Here is a 20,568-nt window from a genome sequence, read left to right as displayed (position 1 = left end):
TATGGCGTTTGACCCCAGGGACATAGTTTTGCTGGTGTTTGGAGGGCTCAACCTTGTCCTTGGGTTTTTGATTTTCGCGCGCCTCGCGAGGAGCCGCATCAACGTAGCATTCGGCCTGGTAACCTTGGGCATCTTCGGCTGGTCGCTCGGATTGGCGTTTTTTGAGAGCACGGATACGCTCTCGCACGCCCTCAACTGGGCCCGGCTCTACTACATTTCCGCGGCATTCATCGCATACGTGTTCCTGCTGTTTGCGCGCGCGTTCCCGTACGCCAAGAACCCCATCTCGCGCCTCTCCGAGGCGGCCCTCGGAGTTCCGTTCCTCGCCATCTGCATCATGGTCTTCACCCCGCTCCACATTGAGGCCCTGTTCATCCAGCCCTGGGGCAAGGATGTGATACTTGGGTGGGGGTATGTAGTGTACACTGTGTACTTTATCATGTACATGGGCATTGCGTTCTTTTTGCTCTGGCGCAAAGGCAGAGAGTCCATCGGCATCCGGAAGCTGCAGATTCGGTACGTGCTCTTGGGCACGCTCATCACCACCGCAGGCGGCGCAACCACGAACCTCATCTTGCCCTTGGTCGGCGACTACCGCTACATCTGGCTCGGGCCTTTGTTTACGCTCTTCTTGATTACGTTCATCGCCATTGCCATTGTGCGGTACAAGCTTATGAGCATTCGGCTGGTCGCGAGCCGCCTGCTGCAGTACGCGTTTTCGTTCGCAACGTCGTTCGTGTTCGTGCAGATTGTACTCTTCGCGTTCGGCGCGTTCGGCAGGGACCTATTCAGCACGCAGTCGCTCTTGGTGGGGGGCGTGCTCGCGCTCTTAGTCATCTTTTTACACGACCCGTTTGATCGGCTATTTGCCACAATCACGGCGAACATTTTTTTCCGCGGCCAGCCGGATTACCAGAAGCTCTTGCGCGACATGGGCCTGTCCATTTCCGAGGAGGTGAGCCAGGAGGGTTTGGTGCGCGCGGTGTCCATGATGCTTCAAGAGCGGCTCAAGGTGCGCCACGCGCGCGTCTACATCCTGGATGAGGCGAGCGGCGGGTATGCCCTGCTTGCCGGGGATACGGGCGCCATTGCGGCCGGTTCAACGCTCGTTTCCGCGCTCTCAAGCGAGCCGGTGCTCGTGGCCGAAGAGGTTGAGCTTGAGCAGAACGAGGCTCCGACCAAGGGCGAGTACGCGCGGATTGGGCTCCTTGTTGATGAACTCCACGGCTTGGACATTTCGCTTGCGCGGCGCGTGATGGTTGAGGGGAATCTGGTTGCCATCGTGGCATTGGGGCCAAAACTTTCCAAAGATATTTTTGATAGGCAACTTATTGATGCGTTTGACGTGCTTGCCCCGCAGATGGCGACCGCCTTGGGCCGCACCAAGCTCTACGACGAAGCCCAGCAGTTCGCGGTCAAACTCAAGAAAGAAGTGGATGATGCGACCGCGGAACTGCAGGTTGCAAACGCCCACTTAAAGCAGCTGGACCAGTCAAAATCCGAGTTCCTCTCCATCGCCGCGCACCAATTGCGCACTCCGCTCACCGGCATCAAGGGCTATGTGTCCATGTTTTTGGATGGCGATTACGGAGTACTCACTCCGGAACAGCGCGGAGAATTGGAGCGCATTTTCCGCTCCTCGGACCGGCTCACGCGCCTCATTGACGTGTTTTTGAACGTGTCGCGCATTGAGACGGGCAGGCTGGAACTCACCAAGTCAAGCGTCCGGTTTGAGGAGATCGTGGATGAGGTGGTTGGGGACTTGCAGCATCAGGCAAAGACCAAGGGATTAGAGCTTACGGTGCAGAAGCCGGATGGGCCTTTGCCCGCGATGAGCCTTGATAGGGACAAGATCCACGACGTGATGATGAACCTGGTGGACAATGCCATCAAGTACACTGATACCGGATGGGTCAACGTGCGGCTTGCGCGCTCAAAGTCGCTCATCACGTTTGAGGTGCGGGATTCGGGAATGGGCATTGACCCCATTGAAATGGACAGGCTGTTCCAGAAGTTCACGCGCGCAGAGGCAACCACGCGCATTCACACCGGCGGATCGGGCCTCGGGCTTTTCATCGCCAAAAAAATTATAGAAGCGCACGGCGGCCGCGTCTGGGCCGAATCAGAGGGCGAGGGCAAGGGCTCCATGTTCACATTTACGTTGCCGATTGCGGTGGAATAAGAGTGGCCGCACCAAATCTGCTAAAAAATTTCAATGATTGAATTATATACGCACGACAGCGTTCTATATCGAGCTCATCATCTGCGGTCCGCAGCCGACTTTCGGCATCAATACTTAACTTAGAGGAATGCATGGTCAAAGGATCAAGGAACGTAATAGTACCAGCCGAGAGTCCGTCGGCAATCACCACCGTTTGTTTCCTTGTGGTAAATCCGGTGATACCGATATATGGCTCCATTGTGTGATTTCCTTTCCGCGCCAGAGGTTGTATACTAAAAAGAGTTCCGCTAGCCCCTGGCATGGACGCAGTACTGCCTAACCAACTATGAATTCAGTATAATGCTTACCATAAAAACAGCAACTATCAGCCAGGCATGGCGAAAAGCCATGAAAGACTTGTATAACAATGGCCGCGCCACGGAGAATGACGAAATATTCCGCGATGAAGCGATGATTATTGAGGTAGAAGATGCGATTCAAGATTTGTTTGATATTCGTTTTGGTATGCCGAAAGGCCAGGTAGATACTATTAGCCACTACTTACTGACAGGTGAGCATGCAGATCAAGTAACCCATGACTGGACCAAGATATATCGCAAACGCCTGTTTGACAGTGAGCCAAATCAAATTCAAAATGTTATTGAATATCTCAGAGAAAAACCAAACGGAAAACGAGCGCAAGCCTCTATTTGGAAACAAGAAGTGGATATTCATGGATCCATAGCTCCTTGCTTACAGATCCTATGGTTTCAGATTATTGACGGAAAGCTTGATATTCACGTACATATGCGTGCCAGTGATTGTTATGGAAAGCTGCTCATGAATATGAATGAGTTCGTGGCATTGCAACGGTATGTAGCTGGAGAGCTGTCTGTTGAGCCGGGAAAATATACTCACTTTATTGATACCTGTCATTTTAATACGGCCGATCGAGAGAAAATTGAAGGAGTGATAAAGACGCTGTAAAAAACGACCTTGGACATTGCTGCCCGAGGTCGTTGATTGTTAAATTTCTCTTGCCGAGTTAATGAAAATTCCGTGTTGGTTTTTTGTCAAAATTTTCCGGTGGGTCCGGAAGAGGGCTTTTCATCGCCAAAAAAATTATAGAAGCGCACGGCGGCCGCGTCTGGGCCGAATCAGAGGGCGAGGGCAAGGGGAGTATGTTTACATTTACACTGCCGATTGAGGTCAAAAGTCCCCAGGCGTAGTTATCCACAACTCCATTTGTGCAAACACCGCGCATGTGGTGTAATAGTAGTGTACCTCTTCACTCACAACCTAAAAGAAATCAAAAATAAAACACATGGGGGTTGGCACATATTGTAGTGTACGCTTAAACCGCCAAACAACACGATTTTCGTTGTTGTCTGTTTTCGTAGCCGCGTTGTCAGCGGCTTTTTTGTTTGTTGGGATTGCGGGGGCGCAAGACCAAGCAGTACAGGACCAGGCTGCGGGCGATGCTGAATCTGCAACTCAAGAACCGGTTTCTGACGGCGCTACCCAGACCGCAGCCCAGTCAAATGAGCCTCCGCTTGAGGTGGTGCAGGACTTCAGTGTCAGCCTTCAAGATTTGGGAACCAGCGAGGCGCGCATCCTGCCTGATAACCCTCTGCACGTGTTCAAGCGTTTTGGCTGGGGCATCCAGGAGGCGTTCACTTTTGACTCGGTCGCGGACGCGGAGCTTAAGTTCAAGCACGCGAACCAGGAGCTTTCCGAGGTCAAGCAGATGGTTGATGAGCGAGGTGTTTCGCAAGTGGATCCGGGCGCGCTGAACCGCGCCATTGATCGGTTTGAGAAGAAGTTTGAGGATGTGCGGGCGACCACGGCCCGTCTCAAGAGCGCCAAGGCCGACAACCCGCTTGAGGTGGAGCGCGTGCTGGACGAGGTGGCGGACAAGCAGATCAAGCACCGGCAGGTGCTGGAGGACATTTCGGACGAGGCAGTCAAAGCGCGCCAGCTTGCGCGGGATACGGGCGAGGAGCCGGATGCCGGGCTTGAGCAGGTGGTGGCGCATGTTTCGGACGCCAAGGAAAAAACCATTGGAAATTTTACCGAGCTCTTGGCCGGAGTGGAAGATGAGCCGGATCAGGTCCGCGTCCGCATGACGCGCGCCTTTGACAAGCAGGCCGGGTCCGAGTTTAAGGAGCTTAAGAATTTGGAAATCCTTGAGGCCATGCGGGACAGCGCTCCGGCTACGGTTAAAGACGCGATTGCGCAGGCCAAAAAGAACACCATCCAAAAGTTTGAGATCCGCATCCAGAACATTCCCGAGGCCGTGCGCGGCCAGAAGTTTTCCCAGTACCTGGAGCACGCGGCCATTGATGAAACGCGGCTCCTCGGGATCCTGGAAGAAATCAAGCGGTCAAGCGGCATTTCGGACGACATCCTCGCAAAGATAGAAGAGGCCAAGGAAATTGCGGTCCGCAAGTTTGAGGACAAGCTCTCCCTTATTGACGACCCCGAGGTTTCTGACCGGTTCTTTCGGTCTTTTGATACCGACGATGTTGCGGACTTGGTTGTGCTTGATGAGTTTAAGAACCGCATGAGCGCCGATTCGGAGGAATTCAAGCTCGTTGAGGGGGTGCACAGCCGTTCGGTTGACGCGTTCAAGCAGCGGTTTAAGGATGCCGAGTCCCAGGACCAGGCAGCGAGGTTTCAAAAACTCTCTGACGACTTTTTGAACAATCCCTCTCCAAAGACCTTTAAGCTGATTGCTTCCCTTGAACAGGATGTTCAAGCCGACCCGGCAAAGCGGGAGTTCTTGGACCAGATAGAGCAGGCCATGACCCAGCAGTTTGAGAGCCAGTATCGCCGGCAAGGGGACCGGTTTTTGAACCAGGTGGCAACCCTGGATCCCTCTGACATGGCGATTCTTGCGGATCTGCAGTTTGGAGATGAGTTCCAGGACCAATTCGTGCGCAAGAACACGGAACAATACAAAGTGTTCATGCAGGACGTTTCCGAGCCGGCAGCGTTTGACCGGTTCCACGAGCGGTTCTTTGACGTGCCGGAGTTCGTCATCAACGACATCAGGGCCCGCGACAGCGGATTCCAGGATGCCTTGCAGTTCAAGGTCCGCAAGGTTGAACAGCAGAAGTTTGAGCGCGAGCGGGAGATTGCGCGGGCCGCGCTGGACTATGAAGAGCGGGAGGTGAACTTCCAGGTGGACCGTGTCCAGCGCCAGGAAGAGGAGGCATTTTTTGAGAAGCTCAACGATATTTCCTGGGAAGACTTTGGAACCCGAAAGGCGCTGTGGGAAGAAAAAATCAATAATCAGGTATCGCGGTCTGACGAGGTGTTTGGCGAGCGCAAGCGGATTTTTGAGGCTCGCATGCAAAATGACCCCTGGTGCGACAGCGCGTGCCGCCAGATACAGCTGACGTTTTTGGAGCAGGAGGCGCGGCACGAAAAAGAGCGCCTGGCGGACGACTTGGTGCGGGAGCGCAACCGCATTGAGCGGGAGCGGAAAGATTTCAAAGAGAACAACCCCCTGGCCGGCAAGTGCACTACCCCGGAGCAGTGCGAGCAGTACTGTACGGCGAACCCCGGGGTTCGGGGGTGCGAGTGGGCAACGGTTGAACACACGTTCAAGGATTGCGGCCCGGGCGGCTTTTTTGACCAGGGGCGCAACCAGTGCGTGTACCAAAATGAGATTGACTTGGCGAGTGTTTCATGCGCAGCTGGCCAGTACTGGAATGGAACTTCGTGCGCGGTTGACCCCTACTACCGTCCACCGGTTGGTTTTGCGCAGTGCGGTCCTTTTGAGCGGTGGAACTCAAGCCGAGGGTATTGCGAACAGACGCTCATCTGTCCGGCGGTTTACAATCCGCCGCGGGCGTGCAATCCCGGAGAACAGCCTGTTCCACCCCGGCCCGGGGATCCCTGCGGCCAGCCCTCGTGCATACAGCAGGTAGCCATTTGCCCGGACCTTTCGGCGCAATCGCCGCTCGGGTGTCCCGAGGGGCAGGTGCGCGACATTGTCAAAGATTCGCAGGGGTGCGCCCGATTCGGCGAGTGCATCCAGTCAACGGGAAGAACTGGTTGCCCGGATGTCTACAGTCCGGTGTGCGGCAGCGACAACGCCACCTATGACAATGACTGCAAGGCGCGCGCTCGCGGCGTTGCGGTTAAATACTTTGGGCAGTGCGGAACCTTTATCCAGGAGTGCGCCAAGGGCCAGTTCTGGGCACAGCAGATCAAGAAGTGCCTGAACAGCAGTGATTACGTACCACCAAGCAAGGGCTCGTGCGAGCGCGGCTGGGTGTGGGACGACAGTGGGTACTGCAGGCAGGACAGTTCGGTGGTGGGCAACTGCCCGCTCTCGTGCACGCCCTCGTGTAGCGGCTCAAGCTACTGCTTGTACGATAATTTTGGCTGCGCCAAGGGTTGCTCCCCAACCTGCGCCCCGGGGGATTATTACGACCAGTTCCTGGGCAAGTGCACAGCCCCGGAGAAAGCCCCAGAAGACCCGGGCAGCAAGAATTGGGTGAGCAAGACCTGGAAGTTCAGCGACGGCCAAACTGAAACCTCATACATTTTGAACCGCACGGACAGCGAGTACATAAGCTTCATCGCAGGCGTTGCCGCGCAGTGCACCAAGGTTCCAAAAGCGAATTTTTCCTGGAAATCCAACGCAGGGGATGACGGAGACTGGAGGAACTTCGGCATTCCGGATTGTTCTGGCGCCAGTGAAGTAGAAGTAAAGGAGACATGCGGCAATGGATTCTGCGGAAGCGGAGAAACCACGTCGTCCTGCCCGAGCGACTGCAAGTCCGGCACAACAACTTCGTGCCCGGCAACTGAGTTTAACGACTATACCAGCGGCTACTCGTGCAGTTACAAGAAGTGCCCGTCAGGGTGCAGCTATGATTCAACCGGCTGTACCACGGGCTGCTACACCGCCCCTTCGTGCCCGGCGAACCAGTACAACAACCAGACCACCGGAACCACGTGCAACTACAAGGCATGCCCGAATGGGTGCAACTACGATTCAACCGGGTGCCCGGCGAGCTGCCTCTCTTCCGGCGGGGTGTGCCCCATCAACGCGTACAACAACAACACGGGCTCCTACTCGTGCTCCTATTCAAAGTGCCCGAGTGGCTGTACCTACAGCAGCACGGGCTGCCCTACGGCGTGCAGGACCGACACGTGCGGGGACAGCATCTGCGGTTCCAGCGAATCTTCCACGTCGTGCCCTGCTGATTGCGGGGGAACCACGAGCGGCGGCTACGAAGACACACAGCTCAAATGCGCGGACGGCGTTGACAATGATGCTGATGGCTATATTGATGCGGCGGACCCGGGCTGTTCCGCGTACACGAGCGGGGGAAGCGGCTCATTCTGCGACAGCGACGGCGTGTGCGAGTCCAATGAATCGTACTCAAGCTGCCCAAGCGACTGCGGCGGCTCAAGCGGCCAGTATGGCTCATGCGGTTCGTATGCTGGCCAGGCGTCGTGCACCGCTGCCTCAAATTGTTGCTGGTACGCCAGTACCAGCAGTGGTTCAACGAGCTACTGCTATTACTCATCATCCGGGTGCGGAACGGCGGCGAGCAGCTACGAAGACACGCAGCTCAAATGCGCGGACGGCGTTGATAATGATGCTGATGGCTTCATTGATGCGGCGGACCCTGGCTGTTCCGCATTCACCGGCGGCACGACATCAACAACCTCTAGTTGTGACACCAAATACGGGAGCGGCTGGCACACTATGGGTTCGGACGGCAACTGTTTTGATTCGTCCATGCTCAATTACTACACCGCGAACGGAACCCTGTATTCCTGTGCCGCCACGCCCGCAACCGGCTGTTCCAGCACCGGCGCCACGGGCGGAAGTTCGGGATCATACTGCGGAAATGGCGCGTGCGACAGCGGCGAAACATCCACGTCGTGCTGGAGCGACTGCGGAAGCAGTGGAAGCACTGGAAGCGGCAGCTATGATTACGGCCCGAGTTGCGATGGCGTTTGCGGCAACGGGGAAGATTCTTCCAAGTGCCCGGGCGACTGCGGGAGTAGTTCCTATACCTCGGAAACGTGCGGCAACGCATACTGCGGCACCGGAGAAACCACGTCATCCTGCCCGGCTGACTGCGGGACCGTGCAGGGAGCTTCCACTAAGCGGGGTTCCTCTGGATCCGGCTTTAACCCGTTCCGCGTGTTCGCGCCCATCAAATCACTCTTAGGCCTCTAACGCGCAATTATGAAACGCCACATCACATCATTCTCCATCGCATCGTTGAACGAAAAGTTCCTCTCCGCGGTTATCGCGGCGGCTTTCTTGATTGTCGGCGGAGTCTGGGGATACAGCATTGCGCTCTTTGAGTTCTCCGAGGAGGCGGTGAACCGCGCTTTGGCAACGACCGTACCTGTAACGCGCGTGCTCGGCACTGGAGCGGGCCCATACTACCAAAACCCGTTTGAAGCGGTAGACGCCAAAACAGCGCCGTTCCCCATAGCCCAGCTCGCGGGGTGCAGGAACTGGGAAGAGTGCGCGGGCTACTGCGAGCAGAGCGAAAACTACCAGGCGTGCGTTGCATGGTCAAAGAGCCTTGAGTAGCGCGCGTTACGTTATTTGATTTTTTGCCGCATCTGAACTAGAGTTCAGATGTATGTTTCAGGCACGCCAACGCGTATACTTGGATTATGCAGCCGCTGCGCCGCTTGACAGGGCGGTGTTTTCCGCAATGCGGCCGTATTTCTCCGAAGAGTTCGCAAACCCCTCATCCATCCACTCAAGCGGGCATAACGCGAAAAAAGCAGTTGCTGCGGCGCGCCAAAAAATCGCGGGTGTTCTTGGCTGCAATCCGGATGAAGTGGTGTTCACGTCCGGCGGAACCGAATCAAACAACCTGGCTCTTGCCGGCGTTGCGGAAGCGCATGGCTGCAAAGGCCACATCATCACGAGCCCTATTGAGCACGCGAGCGTCTTGGAAGTTGTTGGGCGCCTCAAAATGCGCGGCGTATCAGCCACCATTGTCGGGGTTGATGCGTACGGCCGCGTGAATCCTCAGGATGTCTTAGCCGCAATCCGCGATGATACATTTTTGGTATCCATCATGTACGCGAACAATGAGATCGGCACCATCCAGGACATTGCAACAATCGGAAACCTGGTGCAGAAAAAGGGGATCCTCATGCACACGGACGCGGTGCAGGCTCCGGGGCTTTTGCCGCTTGCTGCCAATAAGCTGCACATTGATTTGATGAGCCTCTCGGCGCACAAGTTCTACGGCCCCAAGGGCGCGGGCATAGTGTATGTTAAACGCGGCACGCACGTCTCGCCGCAGATGCAGGGCGGCGGGCACGAGCGGGGGTTACGGTCAGGCACGGAAAACGTGCCTGGAATTGTCGGCGCCGCAATCGCGCTTGAGCGCGCGGAGAGCCATCGGGAGAAAGAAGCCGCCCGTTTGTCAAAACTGCGCAACTGGCTCATCAAGGAAGTCATGTCCCGGATTCCAGACACACTATTGACCGGCCATCCGTCCGAGCGCCTCCCAAACAGCGCATCATTCTGCTTTCCCGGGATTTCCGGCGAGCACCTGGTGCTGCGCCTCTCGGAGCGCGGATTCTGGTGCTCAAGCGGCTCCGCGTGCTCTGAAGGGAGCCTGGACCCTTCGCACGTGCTTTTTGCCTGCGGACTGGATAAAAACGCGGCCCAAGGGAGCCTGCGCATAACCCTGGGCGCATCCACCCGGCTCGGGCACCTTAAGCGTTTGGTACCCGTACTTTCCGAGGAGATTAGAAAATTGAGGTAGCACGCGCTTTCTGCTATACTTAGCGCATGGAATTCGCGCGCTATACACAAGAAGACATTCGGGGAAAACGGGTTGTTTTGCGGTGCGATTTGGACGTTGCCGTAGGGAGCGATGGCAGGGTTGACGAGTTCCACGATTTGCGGTTAGAGCGCATTGTCCCGACTCTTTCTGGACTTTTTTCGTTCGGCGCCAAGCAAGTGGTCATGATGGGCCACCGCGGCAATCCCGGGGGCACTGCCGCGCCGGAGCACTCGCTCGCGCCCGTGTGCGACCGCCTTGCGGAGCTTTGCCGCGCCGAAGGGCTGGATGAGCCCATTGCCTTTGTTGAGGACAGCAGTGTTGAGCCTTCGGGCCACCGCGACCAGGACCTCGTGATGCTGGAAAATCTCCGCTTTAACCCCGGGGAGAAAGCCGCTGATTCAGGATTTGCATCAAAGCTCGCCCAATGGGGCGAGGTGTACGTGAATGATGCGTTCGGCTCAAGCCACCGGGCGCACGCGTCCTTGGTGCTCCTGCCCCGCGCCTTGAGCCAGGCGTTCGCGGGCCCGGCGCTTGCCCGCGAGGCAGAAGAGCTTGAGTCGTTTTTAGGCGGCATCAAGGAGCCGTTCGTCGCCGTGGTCGGGGGAGCAAAAATTTCCACCAAGCTTCCACTGCTCTCCCTACTCGCGCGCGTGAGCCAGAGCATCCTCATAGGAGGCGCGCTCGCCAACACAATCCTCGCAAGCCGCGGAGTTTCCATGGGAGCGTCGCTCGTGGAAGAGGCCATGCTCAACAGAGCGTCCGAACTCTCCGGGGAGGCATTCGTGCTTCCGAGTGACGCGGTTGCCGCAGGCGGAAAAGTCGTTGGCATTGGGGCGGTCAGTTCCAACCAGGCGGTGCTTGATATCGGCCCGGAAACGACCAAACTTTTTGTACAGCGCATTGCCGAGGCAAAAACCATCCTATGGAACGGCCCCTTGGGCGCCTTTGAAGAGAGCGCCTATGCCCGCGGGTCAGAGGAGGTTGCCCGGGCCATTGCAAAGAACCGGCGTAGCCGCACCCTTGCCGGAGGCGGGGAAACCGTGGAGCTCATTGAACGGCTCGGATTGATTGATCAGTTTGGTTTTGTGTCAGCCGGCGGAGGCGCTATGCTTACGTTCTTAGTCGGCGGAGATATGCCAGGACTCGCGGCTGTTTCCTTGTAATAATAAGAGGTGTGCAGGAGTTGTAAATTATGAATAAGTTTGCCATAACTCACATTGAAGCCGGGGAAATACTGGATTCGCGGGGCGAGCCCACGGTCATGGCTACGGTCCGCCTCTTAAACGGCGCTAAAGCCGCGGCAGCCGTGCCCTCGGGCGCGTCTAAAGGCACGCACGAGGCCCTTGAGCTGCGCGACAACAATCCGGACCGGTATGCCGGGAAAGGCGTGCTCAAGGCGTGCAGCAACGTGAATGTCAAAATCGCGGGAGCGTTGCTTGGCGAAGATGGAGAGGATCAGGAACGCATTGATCGCATTATGAACCGCTTGGACGGCACCCCGAACAAATCCAAGCTCGGCGCAAATGCCATTCTCGCGGTTTCCCTCGCGGTTTCGCGCGCGGTTTCCGTTGGGCGGGGCCTGCCGCTCTACCGTTCCCTGCAGGAGACGTTTGGATTCAAGCGCCACGCCTCAATGCCCGCTCCCATCATGAACCTGGTCAACGGCGGCAGGCACGCGGACACAAATCTTACGGTCCAGGAGTTCCAGATCATCCCGCGCGCCGGGGAAACAATTGCCGAAAAAATTGAAATCGGAAGCGAGATTTTCCACCTGCTCGGGAGGGAACTGGTCAAGCGCGACCTGGACAGCGACGTGGGCAATGAGGGAGGGTATGCTCCGGACGTCCCGGACGTGGAGGACATGTTCCACCTGCTCGGCTCAAGCATCATAGACGCGGGCTTTACCCCGGGCATAGACGTGGCCTTGGGCATAGACGCGGCAGCGAGCGAGTTCTATACTGATGGAGCGTACACCGTTGCCCCGCCCGCAAAAACGTACACCACGGAAACGCTCGGGGAGCTCTACAGCCGGTGGATTCGCGAGTACCAGCTTGCGAGCATTGAGGACCCGTTTAGCGAAGACGCATGGGATTCGTTCCGCGCTTTCACGGGCAGCGTTGCGAAGGAAGGTATTATGGTGATTGGGGATGACCTTCTCGCCACCAACAAAGAGCGGCTGGAAAAGGGGATAGCAGAGAAGGCCATGACCGCCATTCTCGTCAAACCAAACCAGATCGGCACGCTCTCCGAGACTATGGAGGTCATCAAGCTCGCGCAAAAGCACGGCATCATCGTGGTTGTCTCGCACCGCAGCGGAGAAACAAATGACGCATATATCAGTGATCTTGCCGTGGCTTCTGGGGCAGAGTACCTCAAGGCAGGCGCCCCCTCGCGAGGCGAGCGCGTTGCAAAGTATAATAGGCTTATGGACATAGAGCGCCAGTCCGCATAATATCAGTACGCATACTATGCAGAACACAAAAATTTTAGGGCCGGTCGTGCTGCTCGTCCTGGACGGCTTTGGGCTTGCTCCGGATTCCGAATCAAATCCCATCACAAGAACCGAGCTGCCCTTGTTCAATAAAATAGAGGGCGAGTCGCGGACCGCGCGGCTCTGGGCGCACGGCCAGTACGTTGGCCTGCCCAAGGACCAGGACGGGAACTCCGAGGCAGGGCACCTTAATTTGGGCGCGGGCAGGGTGGTCAAGCAGGACCCGGTGATCATTTCGGAGTCAATCGCGGATGGCACTTTTAACAAAAATCCCGCGTTCCGCGAAGCCATTGGCCATGCCAAGCGGAATAACTCACGCGTGCATTTGATGGGCATGCTCTCGGACGGCCAGAGCGCGCATGCAACGCCCGAGCATCTGTACGCGCTGCTTGCACTCCTGTCCCGGGAACGCGTGGAGCGCGTGTACGTGCATTTGTTCACGGACGGCCGGGACTCTTCGCCGCGCGCGGGACGCGAGCTCTGCGCGTCCCTCGCGCGGCGGCTCGCCCCGGGCCAGGCAATCGCGAGCATCACGGGCCGGTTCTTTGCCATGGACCGCAAAAAAGAGTGGGCAAGGACCGAGCGGATCTATAACGCGATTGTCTTGGGCGAGGGGCCCTGCGCCCAAGAGCCGCTTGCAGTGTTTGACGCAAATTACGAAAATGGCGTTACGGACGAGTTCATAGAGCCCACAGTCATTTGCGAGGGCGGCAGGGCCATCGGCACGATCCAAGATAACGATTCCATCATCTTTTTCAACCACCGGTCGGATCGGGCGCGCCAGCTCACCAAGCCTTTTGTGCAGAAAGATTTCATCGGAAAGAACTCGGAAACGTTCAAGCCAAAAAAGGTCATAAAAAATCTGAAGTTTGTGGCGCTTTCGGACTTCGGGCCGGACCTGGAAGGCATTCTCACGGCTTACCCGAGCATAGACGTCACCCGCACCCTGCCCGCAGTACTCGCGGGCAAGCGCCAGCTCTACATCGCGGAAACCGAAAAGTACGCGCACATGACGTACTTTTTCAACGGGGGGTACGCGGATCCGGTCGCCGGCGAAAAGCGGCTCATGATCCCGTCGCCCGCGGTTGACCGCTACGACCAGGCTCCGGCAATGGCAACCGCCCAAATCGCGGCAGCAATCGTGCGCGCCCTTTCCGAGGGGTATGATTTTGTGGCCGCGAACATTGCGGCCACGGACATGGTGGCGCACACCGGCGACTTTGCGGCGGCACGGATCGCGCTTAAGGCAACGGACGCGGCCGTGGGCGCGGTTGCTGATGCGGTTGCGCGCAGGGGCGGCGTACTCATCGTGACCGCGGACCACGGCAACATTGAGGAGATGAAAGATTTGTCCAGCGGGCGCGTTGACACCGAGCACTCCAAGAACCAGGTTCCGTGCTGGATCTGGCCCGCCGAATCCGCGGGCAGGCCTGCCCTGCCCCGGGTGCGCCAGGAGGGGATCCTCGGGGATGTGGCCCCCACTATCCTGGACCTTTTCGGCATCCGGAAGCCCGAGGAGATGACCGGCAAGAGCCTGTTTAAGGCGTAAGCCCCCTCTATGCCCGCATCCGCCAACAACCTACCGCTCGCGCTCGTGATTCTGGACGGGTTCGGGATTGCCCCTCCTTCGCGCGGCAACGCCATCACCGAGGCGCGCCTGCCGTTTTACGGCTCCTTGCTCAAGCAGTACCAGACATTCAGCCTCGCCGCGAGCGGCGAGGCGGTGGGATTGCCCTGGGGCGAGCCCGGCAACTCCGAAGTGGGGCACCTTAACCTCGGGGCCGGCAGGATCGTGTACCAGGACGTGTTGCGCATCAACCAGGCCATTGAGAACGGAAGCTTTTTTGAGAACGCGGAGCTCGCGGGGGCCATTGCGCACTGCAAGAAGCATAATTCCAGTCTGCACATTGCGGGCATCCTCTCTGACGGGGGGATCCACGGGCAGGCGGACCACATCTACGCCACCTTGGAACTGGCTGCGCGGGCAAAGCTTTCGCGGGTTTTTTTGCACCTCATCCTGGACGGCAGGGATACGCCGTACAATAGCGCCGCAACCTACCTCAAGCAGCTTGATAAAGCCATCAAGCGGCTCGGGGCCGGAACCATTGCCACCCTCTCCGGGCGGTTCTGGGCCATGGACCGCGACAACCACTGGGACCGGATTGAGCAGGTGTACCGCGCCATGGCGCGCGGCGAGTCCGCGGAAACGTTTCCGGACGCGCTTGCCGCGCTTGCGGCAAGCTACGGACGCGGGGTGTACGACGAGGAGTTTGTTCCCGCAGCCATCTCCCATCCGGGAGATCCCGGCACCAGCCGGGTCCAGCCCGGGGATTCAGTGATTTTTACGAACTACCGGCCGGACCGCGCCCGGGAGCTCACTGCCGCGTTCGTGCTGCCGGGGTTCAATAAGTTTCCCCGGACCCTGCTCTCGGACCTCTACTTCGTGGCCATGTCTTCCTACGGCCTGGACCTTCCGGTGCGGGTCGCGTTCAAAAAAGAAATCGTTGCGTACCCGCTTTCGCGCGTGCTTTCCGAAGCCTCGCTCTCACAGCTCCATATCGCGGAAACCGAAAAGTACGCGCACGTGACCTACTTTTTCAACGGGGGCGAGGACAAGAGCTACCAAGGCCAGGAGAACGTGATCGTGCCCTCCGCGGGCGTTGCCTCGTACGCGGACAAGCCCGAGATGTCTGCCCCGGACATCACCAGGAAGATCCTTGAGTCCCTCCAGTCCCGGGCGCACGACGTGATCATCGCCAATTTCGCGAACGCGGACATGGTGGGGCACACCGGCAACCTCGCGGCAACCATCCAGGGTTTGCGCACGGTGGACGAATCCCTTGCCGCGGTCGCCCGCGCCGTTGCCAAGCGGGGCGGTGTGCTCATCATAACCGCTGACCACGGAAACGCGGAAGAGATGGTGAATTGGGAAAACGGGCACATCATCAAAGAGCACAGCGCCAATCCGGTGCCGTGCACCCTGGTGGGGGACGCGTTCAAGCGCGCGGAACCGCTTGAGCGCGATCTCGCCTTGCACCAGATGACGGTTGGGGGCGTGCTTTCGGACGTTGCCCCGACCATCCTCACTATCCTCGGCCTGCCCATTCCCGCGGACATGGCCTCCCGCTCGCTCGTATGATTGGCCCATCCGCAAGCCGTGCCCTGTTTGAGGCGGGAGAGCGCCTGCCCGAATCCCTGGTTGTTTTTTTGGCGTCCTATTTGATATGGGTGATGGCCGTTTTGCTTTTGATCGCGCTCTGGCGCGCCCGGACCACGCGCCGCGCGGCAATACTCCTTGCTGGGAGCGCCCTTCTTGCGTACGGCGCTAATGCGCTGATTGGCTTCCTAATCGTCCGCCCCCGGCCGTTTGTTTCGGGCGAGGTTGCGCATGCTCTCATCAGCACCGCGCACTTAGGGGGCTCGTACCCCTCGGACCATGCCGCAATCGCGTGGGCGCTCGGGTGCGCTTATGCCCTGATGAAACAAAAAAACGCCTGGCTATTTTTGGGCATGGCGTTTTTGGTGTCCGTGGGACGCGTGCTTGCCGGCGTCCACTTCGTTGAGGATGCGGCAGTTGGCGCGCTGGTGGGCCTTGGCGCGGCTCTCGCGGTCCGGTTGTCCCTGCGTATTGCGCGGGTGCGCGCTATCGTTTCGCGTTGAGCCGCAGAAACTCCCGCCTGATTTCCGCTTCAAACGCCGCGAGCAGCAGCAGGGCTGCAATGCCCGCGATGGCCAGGTTGGTTGCGAGCGTTTGCGGAAACGCCGGGAGCGCTCCGGATGCCGTGCCGGCCACGCGCGAGAACACATACGCAAGCGTGGGGTAGGAGATTGGGGTGGAGGCAAGGGCGCCGTAGCGTTCTTCGGTGAGCGCGAACGCAGTCTCGGGGTAGCAGCACTCGGAGCTTGCTTTGAGCAGGGTCTGGTACGTTTCGTTTTGTACAATTTTTGTGAACGGAACTTGCGCGATTGCCTGCGGCGAGAGGTTGGATGCCGCGAGCGTGGCAGTGTTCTTCGGGCGCACCATCACGTCAAAGTAGCGGTTGCCGGCAAGGCTCGGCAGGAGCACCAAATCCGCGGCGAGCGTTGCGAGCGACTCCCGGCGCAGCCCCAATCCCGCGCTCGCGTTTTCAAAGGCCTGTCCGAGCACCGTGGGCGCATCCGTAAGCAGGGAACCGAAGAGCTGCACCACCACGGTCGTCTCCCTGTTGTCCCACGCGCCCCGCAACGCCACAATGCCTATGTCCGTATAGTGATCATTTACGATGTTGGCGCGGTGCGTTGGGCTCTTCATCCAGGCGGCCATAAGGGCGCGGGAGTCCGCAAAATCAATGGCTAAGTTTTCGCCGGCATACAGGTAGCGGTAGCCGGCTTCTTCTATCCATTCGTAGAACGGTTTTCCTTGGGGGGTGGTGTGGCTGAAGTAGGATTGTTCCAAGAGGTCAGCGGCTTTTGCCCGGGCCGCCTGGGTGAGGTCGTGGTTCGGGACAAGCTCCGGCAGCTTGAGCGCTTTGCGCTCCTGGTTGGTGAAGAGGATGAGGTCAGAGGCCTCAATGCTCGCCCCAAGGGCTATGGCCGGCGCAAACAGAATGCCCCCTGCAATGGAGAGGGCCGCACAATTCGCAAGGCCGCGTTTCCAGAGTTTCCAGAGGGGAAACGAGAGTAGTAGGTTGGAGAATAGTGATATAAACATAAACCCGTGTTTTTTTGGGTTAAACACGGGTCTCGCGAGGAAACAATAAGGTAAGTATAGCACACCTTGAACACAAAGTCAAGAGATGCTACAATCTTTTCATGAAAGTCGTCATTCTCGCCGGGGGCGTTGGAAGGAGGCTGTGGCCGCTCTCACGCGAACAGCGCCCCAAGCAGCTTCAAACAATTTTAGGAAAGGGTACGCTTCTGCAGCAGACGTTCCAGAGAGTACGCCGCGTGGTTTCGCATCGGGATATTTTGGTTTCAACCGGAGCAGCGCACGCGCGGTCAGTCGCGCGGCAGCTCCCGGGCCTGCCGCGCGAGAATATGCTCGTTGAGCCGGTGCGCCGGGATTCAGCCGGAGCCATCGGGCTTGCCGCGGCGCTCCTTGCGCAGTGCTGTCCCGAAGAGGTGCTCATCTCGGTGCACGCTGATGCATGGATTCCGGATGAGCAGCCGTTCGTTTCCGCCATCCACGCTGCACACAGCGCGCTTCTGCGCTACCCGGAGCACACGCTCCTCTTCGGCATTCCGCCCACGTACCCCGAAACCGGATACGGCTACATCCAGCTGAACAAAAAAGTTGTACGGCTTGCCGGCCACTCGGTGTACTCGGTCAAACGCTTTATAGAAAAACCGAAACAAGCGCTTGCGGAGCGGTTTGTACGCGACAAAAATTATTTCTGGAATCCGGGATGGTTTGGGTGGAAGGTTGGCGCGCTTTTGGAACTGTACCGCATGCATCTTCCCAAACACTACGGCCCGCTCTCGGCAATCGCGAGGGTCACCGGCCGCGGCCGCACTGCCGCCATCAAGCGCGAGTTCCCCAAACTGCCCTCCGTTTCCATTGACCGCGGGATCTTGGAGAAGACGGGCAAGCGCTTGGTGATCCCCACGCGCATTGAGTGGTCTGACATCGGCCACTGGCGCGCTGTTTCTGAAATGTCCGAGAAAGATCGCGACGGTAACGCGGTGGTTGGGGAATCCGTCCTGCTGGACTCAAGCAACAACTATTTTTCCGCGCAACCCGGCACGCTGGTCGCCTCGCTCGGCGTGCGCAACCTGGTGATGGTGCAGACGCGCGATGTGATACTGTTGGCGGATAAAGGCCGCGCACAGGAGGTAAAGGCCCTGGTCGCGGAACTTGTCCTGCGAGGCAAGAAGGAGTATTTGTAGTATGGCCCCAAAGGCACGCGCCATCATAGCCCTTGCCGCACTCGCGGTTGTATCCGCGGCGTACGTCTCATTCCGTCTCGTCGGGAGCGTTCCGGTCCCAGGCGAGTTCCGCGCATTTACTGTGTCCCCGGGCACCCCGGTCAAAGAGATAAGCGCGCAACTTGCCGAGCGCGGCATCATCAGGAGCGATTTTTGGTTCAGGACCCTGGTGTGGCTCAAACAGAAGCAGAGCCGATTTTTAGCCGGGACCTTTGACCTGCCGGAACGCGTTTCTCCGTCCGGCCTCATTACGCTCTTCACGAGCGGCGCTCGCCAGGACGTCCGCACCATTATCATTCTTGAGGGGTGGGGGATCGGCGACATTGCGGCGTATTTGGAACGCGAGGGGCTTTTTCCCCAAGGCGAGTTTTTGCGGCTTACGGGCGTACCCGGCGCGTTCGGCTCCGCGGACAACAATTTTTACAATGAGCTTGTAGGCCGCCACCAGCCCCTGGTGTACCGGGCCGCGGCAGCCCCATTAGAGGGGTACCTGTTCCCGGACACCTATGAGGTGTACGCAGACGCCGCGCCCCGGGACGTGATAGAAAAAATGGTCGCGCACTTTGATGCAGAGTTCACCGCGGATCTGCGGGAGGAGATCGTGCGGCAGGGCAAAAATTTCTACAGCGTGCTCATCATGGCGTCCATCATTGAGGCCGAGGTGCCGCACGAATCTGACCGCGCAATCGTCTCGGACATTTTCTGGTCGCGCCTTGAGAGCGGTGTGGCCCTGCAGTCAGACGCGACGCTCAACTACATCATTGGCGGCGATTCGCCGGCTTTGACCTTGGAACAGCTTGAGATTGATTCCGCCTACAATACCTACAAGTACCGCGGCCTGCCGCCCACGCCCATCGGAAACCCGGGGGCCTCTGCAATCCAGGCAGCCATATACCCGGCAAAAACCGACTATTTCTACTTTCTCTCAACCCCGGAAGGGGAGACCATATTCAGCCGCACCCTTCGGGAGCACAACGCCGCAAAAGCGCGGCACTTGCGGCAGCCTTGACACCATTCCCGGGTTGTAGTAGTATGCCCTTAAACCTATGTTTCCGCAGACAGCAGGCGCTCTCCGGAGCTCAATGACCTGCCGAGGAACAAGCAGCAGGTAGAGCCCATTGCGGTTGATCAGCTGTTATGCCCCGTCTGCGGAATTTCCGCAGATTTTTTAGTTTGTCTCATCCACGCCATATGCCAAAAACAAGAAAGCAAAAAGAAGAGGCGCTCAAAGAGGCGAGCCAATACGTCAAAGACGCCAAATCAATGGTGTTCGTGGGCTACCACGGCCTGTCCGTGGCCGCGCTCTCCGAGCTCCGCAGGAAGCTCAGGGCCGAGCAGGTTGCGTTTCAGGTCATCAAAAAAACCCTTATTAAGCGGGTCTTGGACGAAGCCAAGCTTGAGGTAGACGTCAAAAATCTGGGCGAAGGCCTGGCAGTCGCGTTTGCCCTCTCGGATGAGGTGTCAGCGGCCAAGGTGCTCGCGCAGTTCCAAAAGGAGAACGAAGCGTTACGACTCTACGGCGGCATCATGGAGCGTGCGTTCATTGGCGAGGCGCAGGTTGTGGCGCTCTCAAAGCTCCTCTCAAAGCAGGAGCTGTACAGTAAGCTCGCGGGCTCAATCAATGCCCCGGTTTCCGGGTTTGTGCATGTGCTCGCCGGAACGATCCGCGCCCTGGTAAGAGTGCTGGGAGGCATCCGGGACGCAAAAGCATAACGTCAATTTATTCATCTATCACCCATAACTTAAGGAGACATACTATGGCAGACGAAGCAAAGCAGCCTATTGCCGCGGCAGAGGGCGAAAAGAAAGCAGAGGTTCCGGCAAAGTTCAAGGACCTCGTTGAAAAAATAGAGCAGATGAGCGTCTTGGACCTCTCGGAGCTCGTAAAGATTTTGGAGGAGAAGTTCGGCGTGTCAGCCGCAGCTCCTATGATGATGGCGGGAGCCGCAGCCGCATCTGCTCCGGCCGAGGAAGAGAAGTCAACGTTTGACGTTGAGCTCGTGAGCGCCGGTGCCACCAAGATCGCGGTTATCAAGGCGGTCCGCGAGGTCACGGAGCTCGGCTTGAAAGAAGCCAAGGATTTGGTTGACGGCGCTCCGAAGATCGTAAAAGAAGGCGTCAAGAAAGAAGACGCCGAGGCTCTGAAGAAGAAATTGGAAGAAGCGGGCGCCACGGTTGCACTCAAATAATTGTTCCGCGCATTACAAAAACACCAG

Annotated in this window: 16 protein-coding genes and 1 other annotated feature; of the genes, 15 read left to right on the top strand and 1 reads right to left on the bottom strand. The window is 58.1% G+C overall.

The window, feature by feature from the left end; translation table 11 throughout:
- The first annotated feature begins 1 nt into the window (after nucleotide 1).
- The 11 genes from HYT31_03310 (at nucleotide 2) to HYT31_03260 (ending at nucleotide 16,108) form a co-directional block, all read left to right on the top strand.
- Nucleotides 2-2,182, top strand: a complete 2,181-nt coding sequence (locus HYT31_03310; GenBank protein ID MBI2050811.1) for a hypothetical protein — start codon at nucleotides 2-4, stop codon at nucleotides 2,180-2,182.
- 339 nt (nucleotides 2,183-2,521) lie between these two features.
- The gene (locus HYT31_03305; GenBank protein ID MBI2050810.1) at nucleotides 2,522-3,148 is read left to right on the top strand and encodes a hypothetical protein; all 627 of its coding nucleotides are present in this window, start codon (nucleotides 2,522-2,524) and stop codon (nucleotides 3,146-3,148) included.
- A gap of 83 nt (nucleotides 3,149-3,231) precedes the next feature.
- Complete coding sequence (locus HYT31_03300) at nucleotides 3,232-3,390, top strand: hypothetical protein (protein ID MBI2050809.1); 159 nt, start codon at nucleotides 3,232-3,234, stop codon at nucleotides 3,388-3,390.
- 155 nt (nucleotides 3,391-3,545) lie between these two features.
- Nucleotides 3,546-8,372 carry a hypothetical protein gene (locus HYT31_03295; protein ID MBI2050808.1) on the top strand — a complete coding sequence of 1,609 codons (4,827 nt, stop codon included), beginning with the start codon at nucleotides 3,546-3,548 and terminating at the stop codon, nucleotides 8,370-8,372.
- 9 nt (nucleotides 8,373-8,381) lie between these two features.
- Nucleotides 8,382-8,738 (top strand): hypothetical protein, encoded by a 357-nt coding sequence (locus HYT31_03290; protein ID MBI2050807.1) that lies wholly within the window; start codon nucleotides 8,382-8,384, stop codon nucleotides 8,736-8,738.
- Nucleotides 8,739-8,790: 52 nt separating this feature from the next.
- On the top strand, nucleotides 8,791-9,936 hold the full coding sequence (locus tag HYT31_03285) for a cysteine desulfurase (protein MBI2050806.1): 1,146 nt from the start codon (nucleotides 8,791-8,793) through the stop codon (nucleotides 9,934-9,936).
- Nucleotides 9,937-9,962: 26 nt separating this feature from the next.
- The gene (pgk, locus tag HYT31_03280; GenBank protein MBI2050805.1) at nucleotides 9,963-11,120 is read left to right on the top strand and encodes a phosphoglycerate kinase; all 1,158 of its coding nucleotides are present in this window, start codon (nucleotides 9,963-9,965) and stop codon (nucleotides 11,118-11,120) included.
- Nucleotides 11,121-11,149: 29 nt separating this feature from the next.
- Nucleotides 11,150-12,409, top strand: a complete 1,260-nt coding sequence (gene eno, locus HYT31_03275; GenBank protein MBI2050804.1) for a phosphopyruvate hydratase — start codon at nucleotides 11,150-11,152, stop codon at nucleotides 12,407-12,409.
- A gap of 16 nt (nucleotides 12,410-12,425) precedes the next feature.
- Nucleotides 12,426-13,997, top strand: coding sequence for a 2,3-bisphosphoglycerate-independent phosphoglycerate mutase (locus tag HYT31_03270; protein ID MBI2050803.1), 1,572 nt, complete (start codon nucleotides 12,426-12,428; stop codon nucleotides 13,995-13,997).
- 9 nt (nucleotides 13,998-14,006) lie between these two features.
- A complete protein-coding gene (locus HYT31_03265) occupies nucleotides 14,007-15,587 on the top strand; it encodes a 2,3-bisphosphoglycerate-independent phosphoglycerate mutase (GenBank protein ID MBI2050802.1) in 1,581 nt (526 codons plus the stop codon).
- Nucleotides 15,584-16,108, top strand: coding sequence for a phosphatase PAP2 family protein (locus tag HYT31_03260; GenBank protein ID MBI2050801.1), 525 nt, complete (start codon nucleotides 15,584-15,586; stop codon nucleotides 16,106-16,108). Before HYT31_03265 ends, HYT31_03260 begins: the two co-directional genes overlap by 4 nt.
- On the opposite strand, the gene HYT31_03255 is transcribed toward HYT31_03260, so the two are convergent.
- Complete coding sequence (locus HYT31_03255; GenBank protein ID MBI2050800.1) at nucleotides 16,092-17,138, bottom strand: hypothetical protein; 1,047 nt, start codon at nucleotides 17,136-17,138, stop codon at nucleotides 16,092-16,094. The genes HYT31_03260 and HYT31_03255 overlap by 17 nt on opposite strands.
- A gap of 101 nt (nucleotides 17,139-17,239) precedes the next feature.
- On the opposite strand from HYT31_03255, the gene HYT31_03250 reads away from it, so the two are divergent.
- From HYT31_03250 to rplL, 4 genes are all read left to right on the top strand, one after another.
- Nucleotides 17,240-18,313: a mannose-1-phosphate guanylyltransferase gene (locus tag HYT31_03250; protein ID MBI2050799.1), complete on the top strand. Its 1,074-nt coding sequence runs from the start codon at nucleotides 17,240-17,242 to the stop codon at nucleotides 18,311-18,313.
- 1 nt (nucleotide 18,314) lies between these two features.
- A complete protein-coding gene (gene mltG / locus HYT31_03245) occupies nucleotides 18,315-19,361 on the top strand; it encodes an endolytic transglycosylase MltG (GenBank protein ID MBI2050798.1) in 1,047 nt (348 codons plus the stop codon).
- 25 nt (nucleotides 19,362-19,386) lie between these two features.
- Nucleotides 19,387-19,533: a sequence feature (ribosomal protein L10 leader region), on the top strand.
- 10 nt (nucleotides 19,534-19,543) lie between these two features.
- Complete coding sequence (locus HYT31_03240) at nucleotides 19,544-20,065, top strand: 50S ribosomal protein L10 (protein MBI2050797.1); 522 nt, start codon at nucleotides 19,544-19,546, stop codon at nucleotides 20,063-20,065.
- A 44-nt stretch (nucleotides 20,066-20,109) separates the two neighbouring features.
- Nucleotides 20,110-20,541, top strand: a complete 432-nt coding sequence (gene rplL / locus HYT31_03235; protein MBI2050796.1) for a 50S ribosomal protein L7/L12 — start codon at nucleotides 20,110-20,112, stop codon at nucleotides 20,539-20,541.
- Nucleotides 20,542-20,568: the final 27 nt, after the last annotated feature.

Source organism: Parcubacteria group bacterium (assembly GCA_016181765.1).
GTDB lineage: Bacteria > Patescibacteriota > Patescibacteriia > UBA2169 > UBA2169 > CG10-46-32.
This window is presented reverse-complemented; position numbering and strand designations above follow the sequence as displayed.

What these genes read in the sequence shown, in the direction of transcription:
- HYT31_03255 (MBI2050800.1), bottom strand. Translation starts at nt 17,138, where the DNA reads ATGTTTATATCACTATTCTCCAACCTACTACTCTCGTTTCCCCTCTGG.
- HYT31_03305 (MBI2050810.1), top strand. Translation starts at nt 2,522, where the DNA reads ATGCTTACCATAAAAACAGCAACTATCAGCCAGGCATGGCGAAAAGCC.
- HYT31_03265 (MBI2050802.1), top strand. Translation starts at nt 14,007, where the DNA reads ATGCCCGCATCCGCCAACAACCTACCGCTCGCGCTCGTGATTCTGGAC.
- HYT31_03270 (MBI2050803.1), top strand. Translation starts at nt 12,426, where the DNA reads ATGCAGAACACAAAAATTTTAGGGCCGGTCGTGCTGCTCGTCCTGGAC.
- HYT31_03310 (MBI2050811.1), top strand. Translation starts at nt 2, where the DNA reads ATGGCGTTTGACCCCAGGGACATAGTTTTGCTGGTGTTTGGAGGGCTC.
- rplL (MBI2050796.1), top strand. Translation starts at nt 20,110, where the DNA reads ATGGCAGACGAAGCAAAGCAGCCTATTGCCGCGGCAGAGGGCGAAAAG.
- mltG (MBI2050798.1), top strand. Translation starts at nt 18,315, where the DNA reads ATGGCCCCAAAGGCACGCGCCATCATAGCCCTTGCCGCACTCGCGGTT.
- pgk (MBI2050805.1), top strand. Translation starts at nt 9,963, where the DNA reads ATGGAATTCGCGCGCTATACACAAGAAGACATTCGGGGAAAACGGGTT.
- HYT31_03250 (MBI2050799.1), top strand. Translation starts at nt 17,240, where the DNA reads ATGAAAGTCGTCATTCTCGCCGGGGGCGTTGGAAGGAGGCTGTGGCCG.
- HYT31_03240 (MBI2050797.1), top strand. Translation starts at nt 19,544, where the DNA reads ATGCCAAAAACAAGAAAGCAAAAAGAAGAGGCGCTCAAAGAGGCGAGC.
- HYT31_03285 (MBI2050806.1), top strand. Translation starts at nt 8,791, where the DNA reads ATGTTTCAGGCACGCCAACGCGTATACTTGGATTATGCAGCCGCTGCG.
- eno (MBI2050804.1), top strand. Translation starts at nt 11,150, where the DNA reads ATGAATAAGTTTGCCATAACTCACATTGAAGCCGGGGAAATACTGGAT.
- HYT31_03290 (MBI2050807.1), top strand. Translation starts at nt 8,382, where the DNA reads ATGAAACGCCACATCACATCATTCTCCATCGCATCGTTGAACGAAAAG.
- HYT31_03260 (MBI2050801.1), top strand. Translation starts at nt 15,584, where the DNA reads ATGATTGGCCCATCCGCAAGCCGTGCCCTGTTTGAGGCGGGAGAGCGC.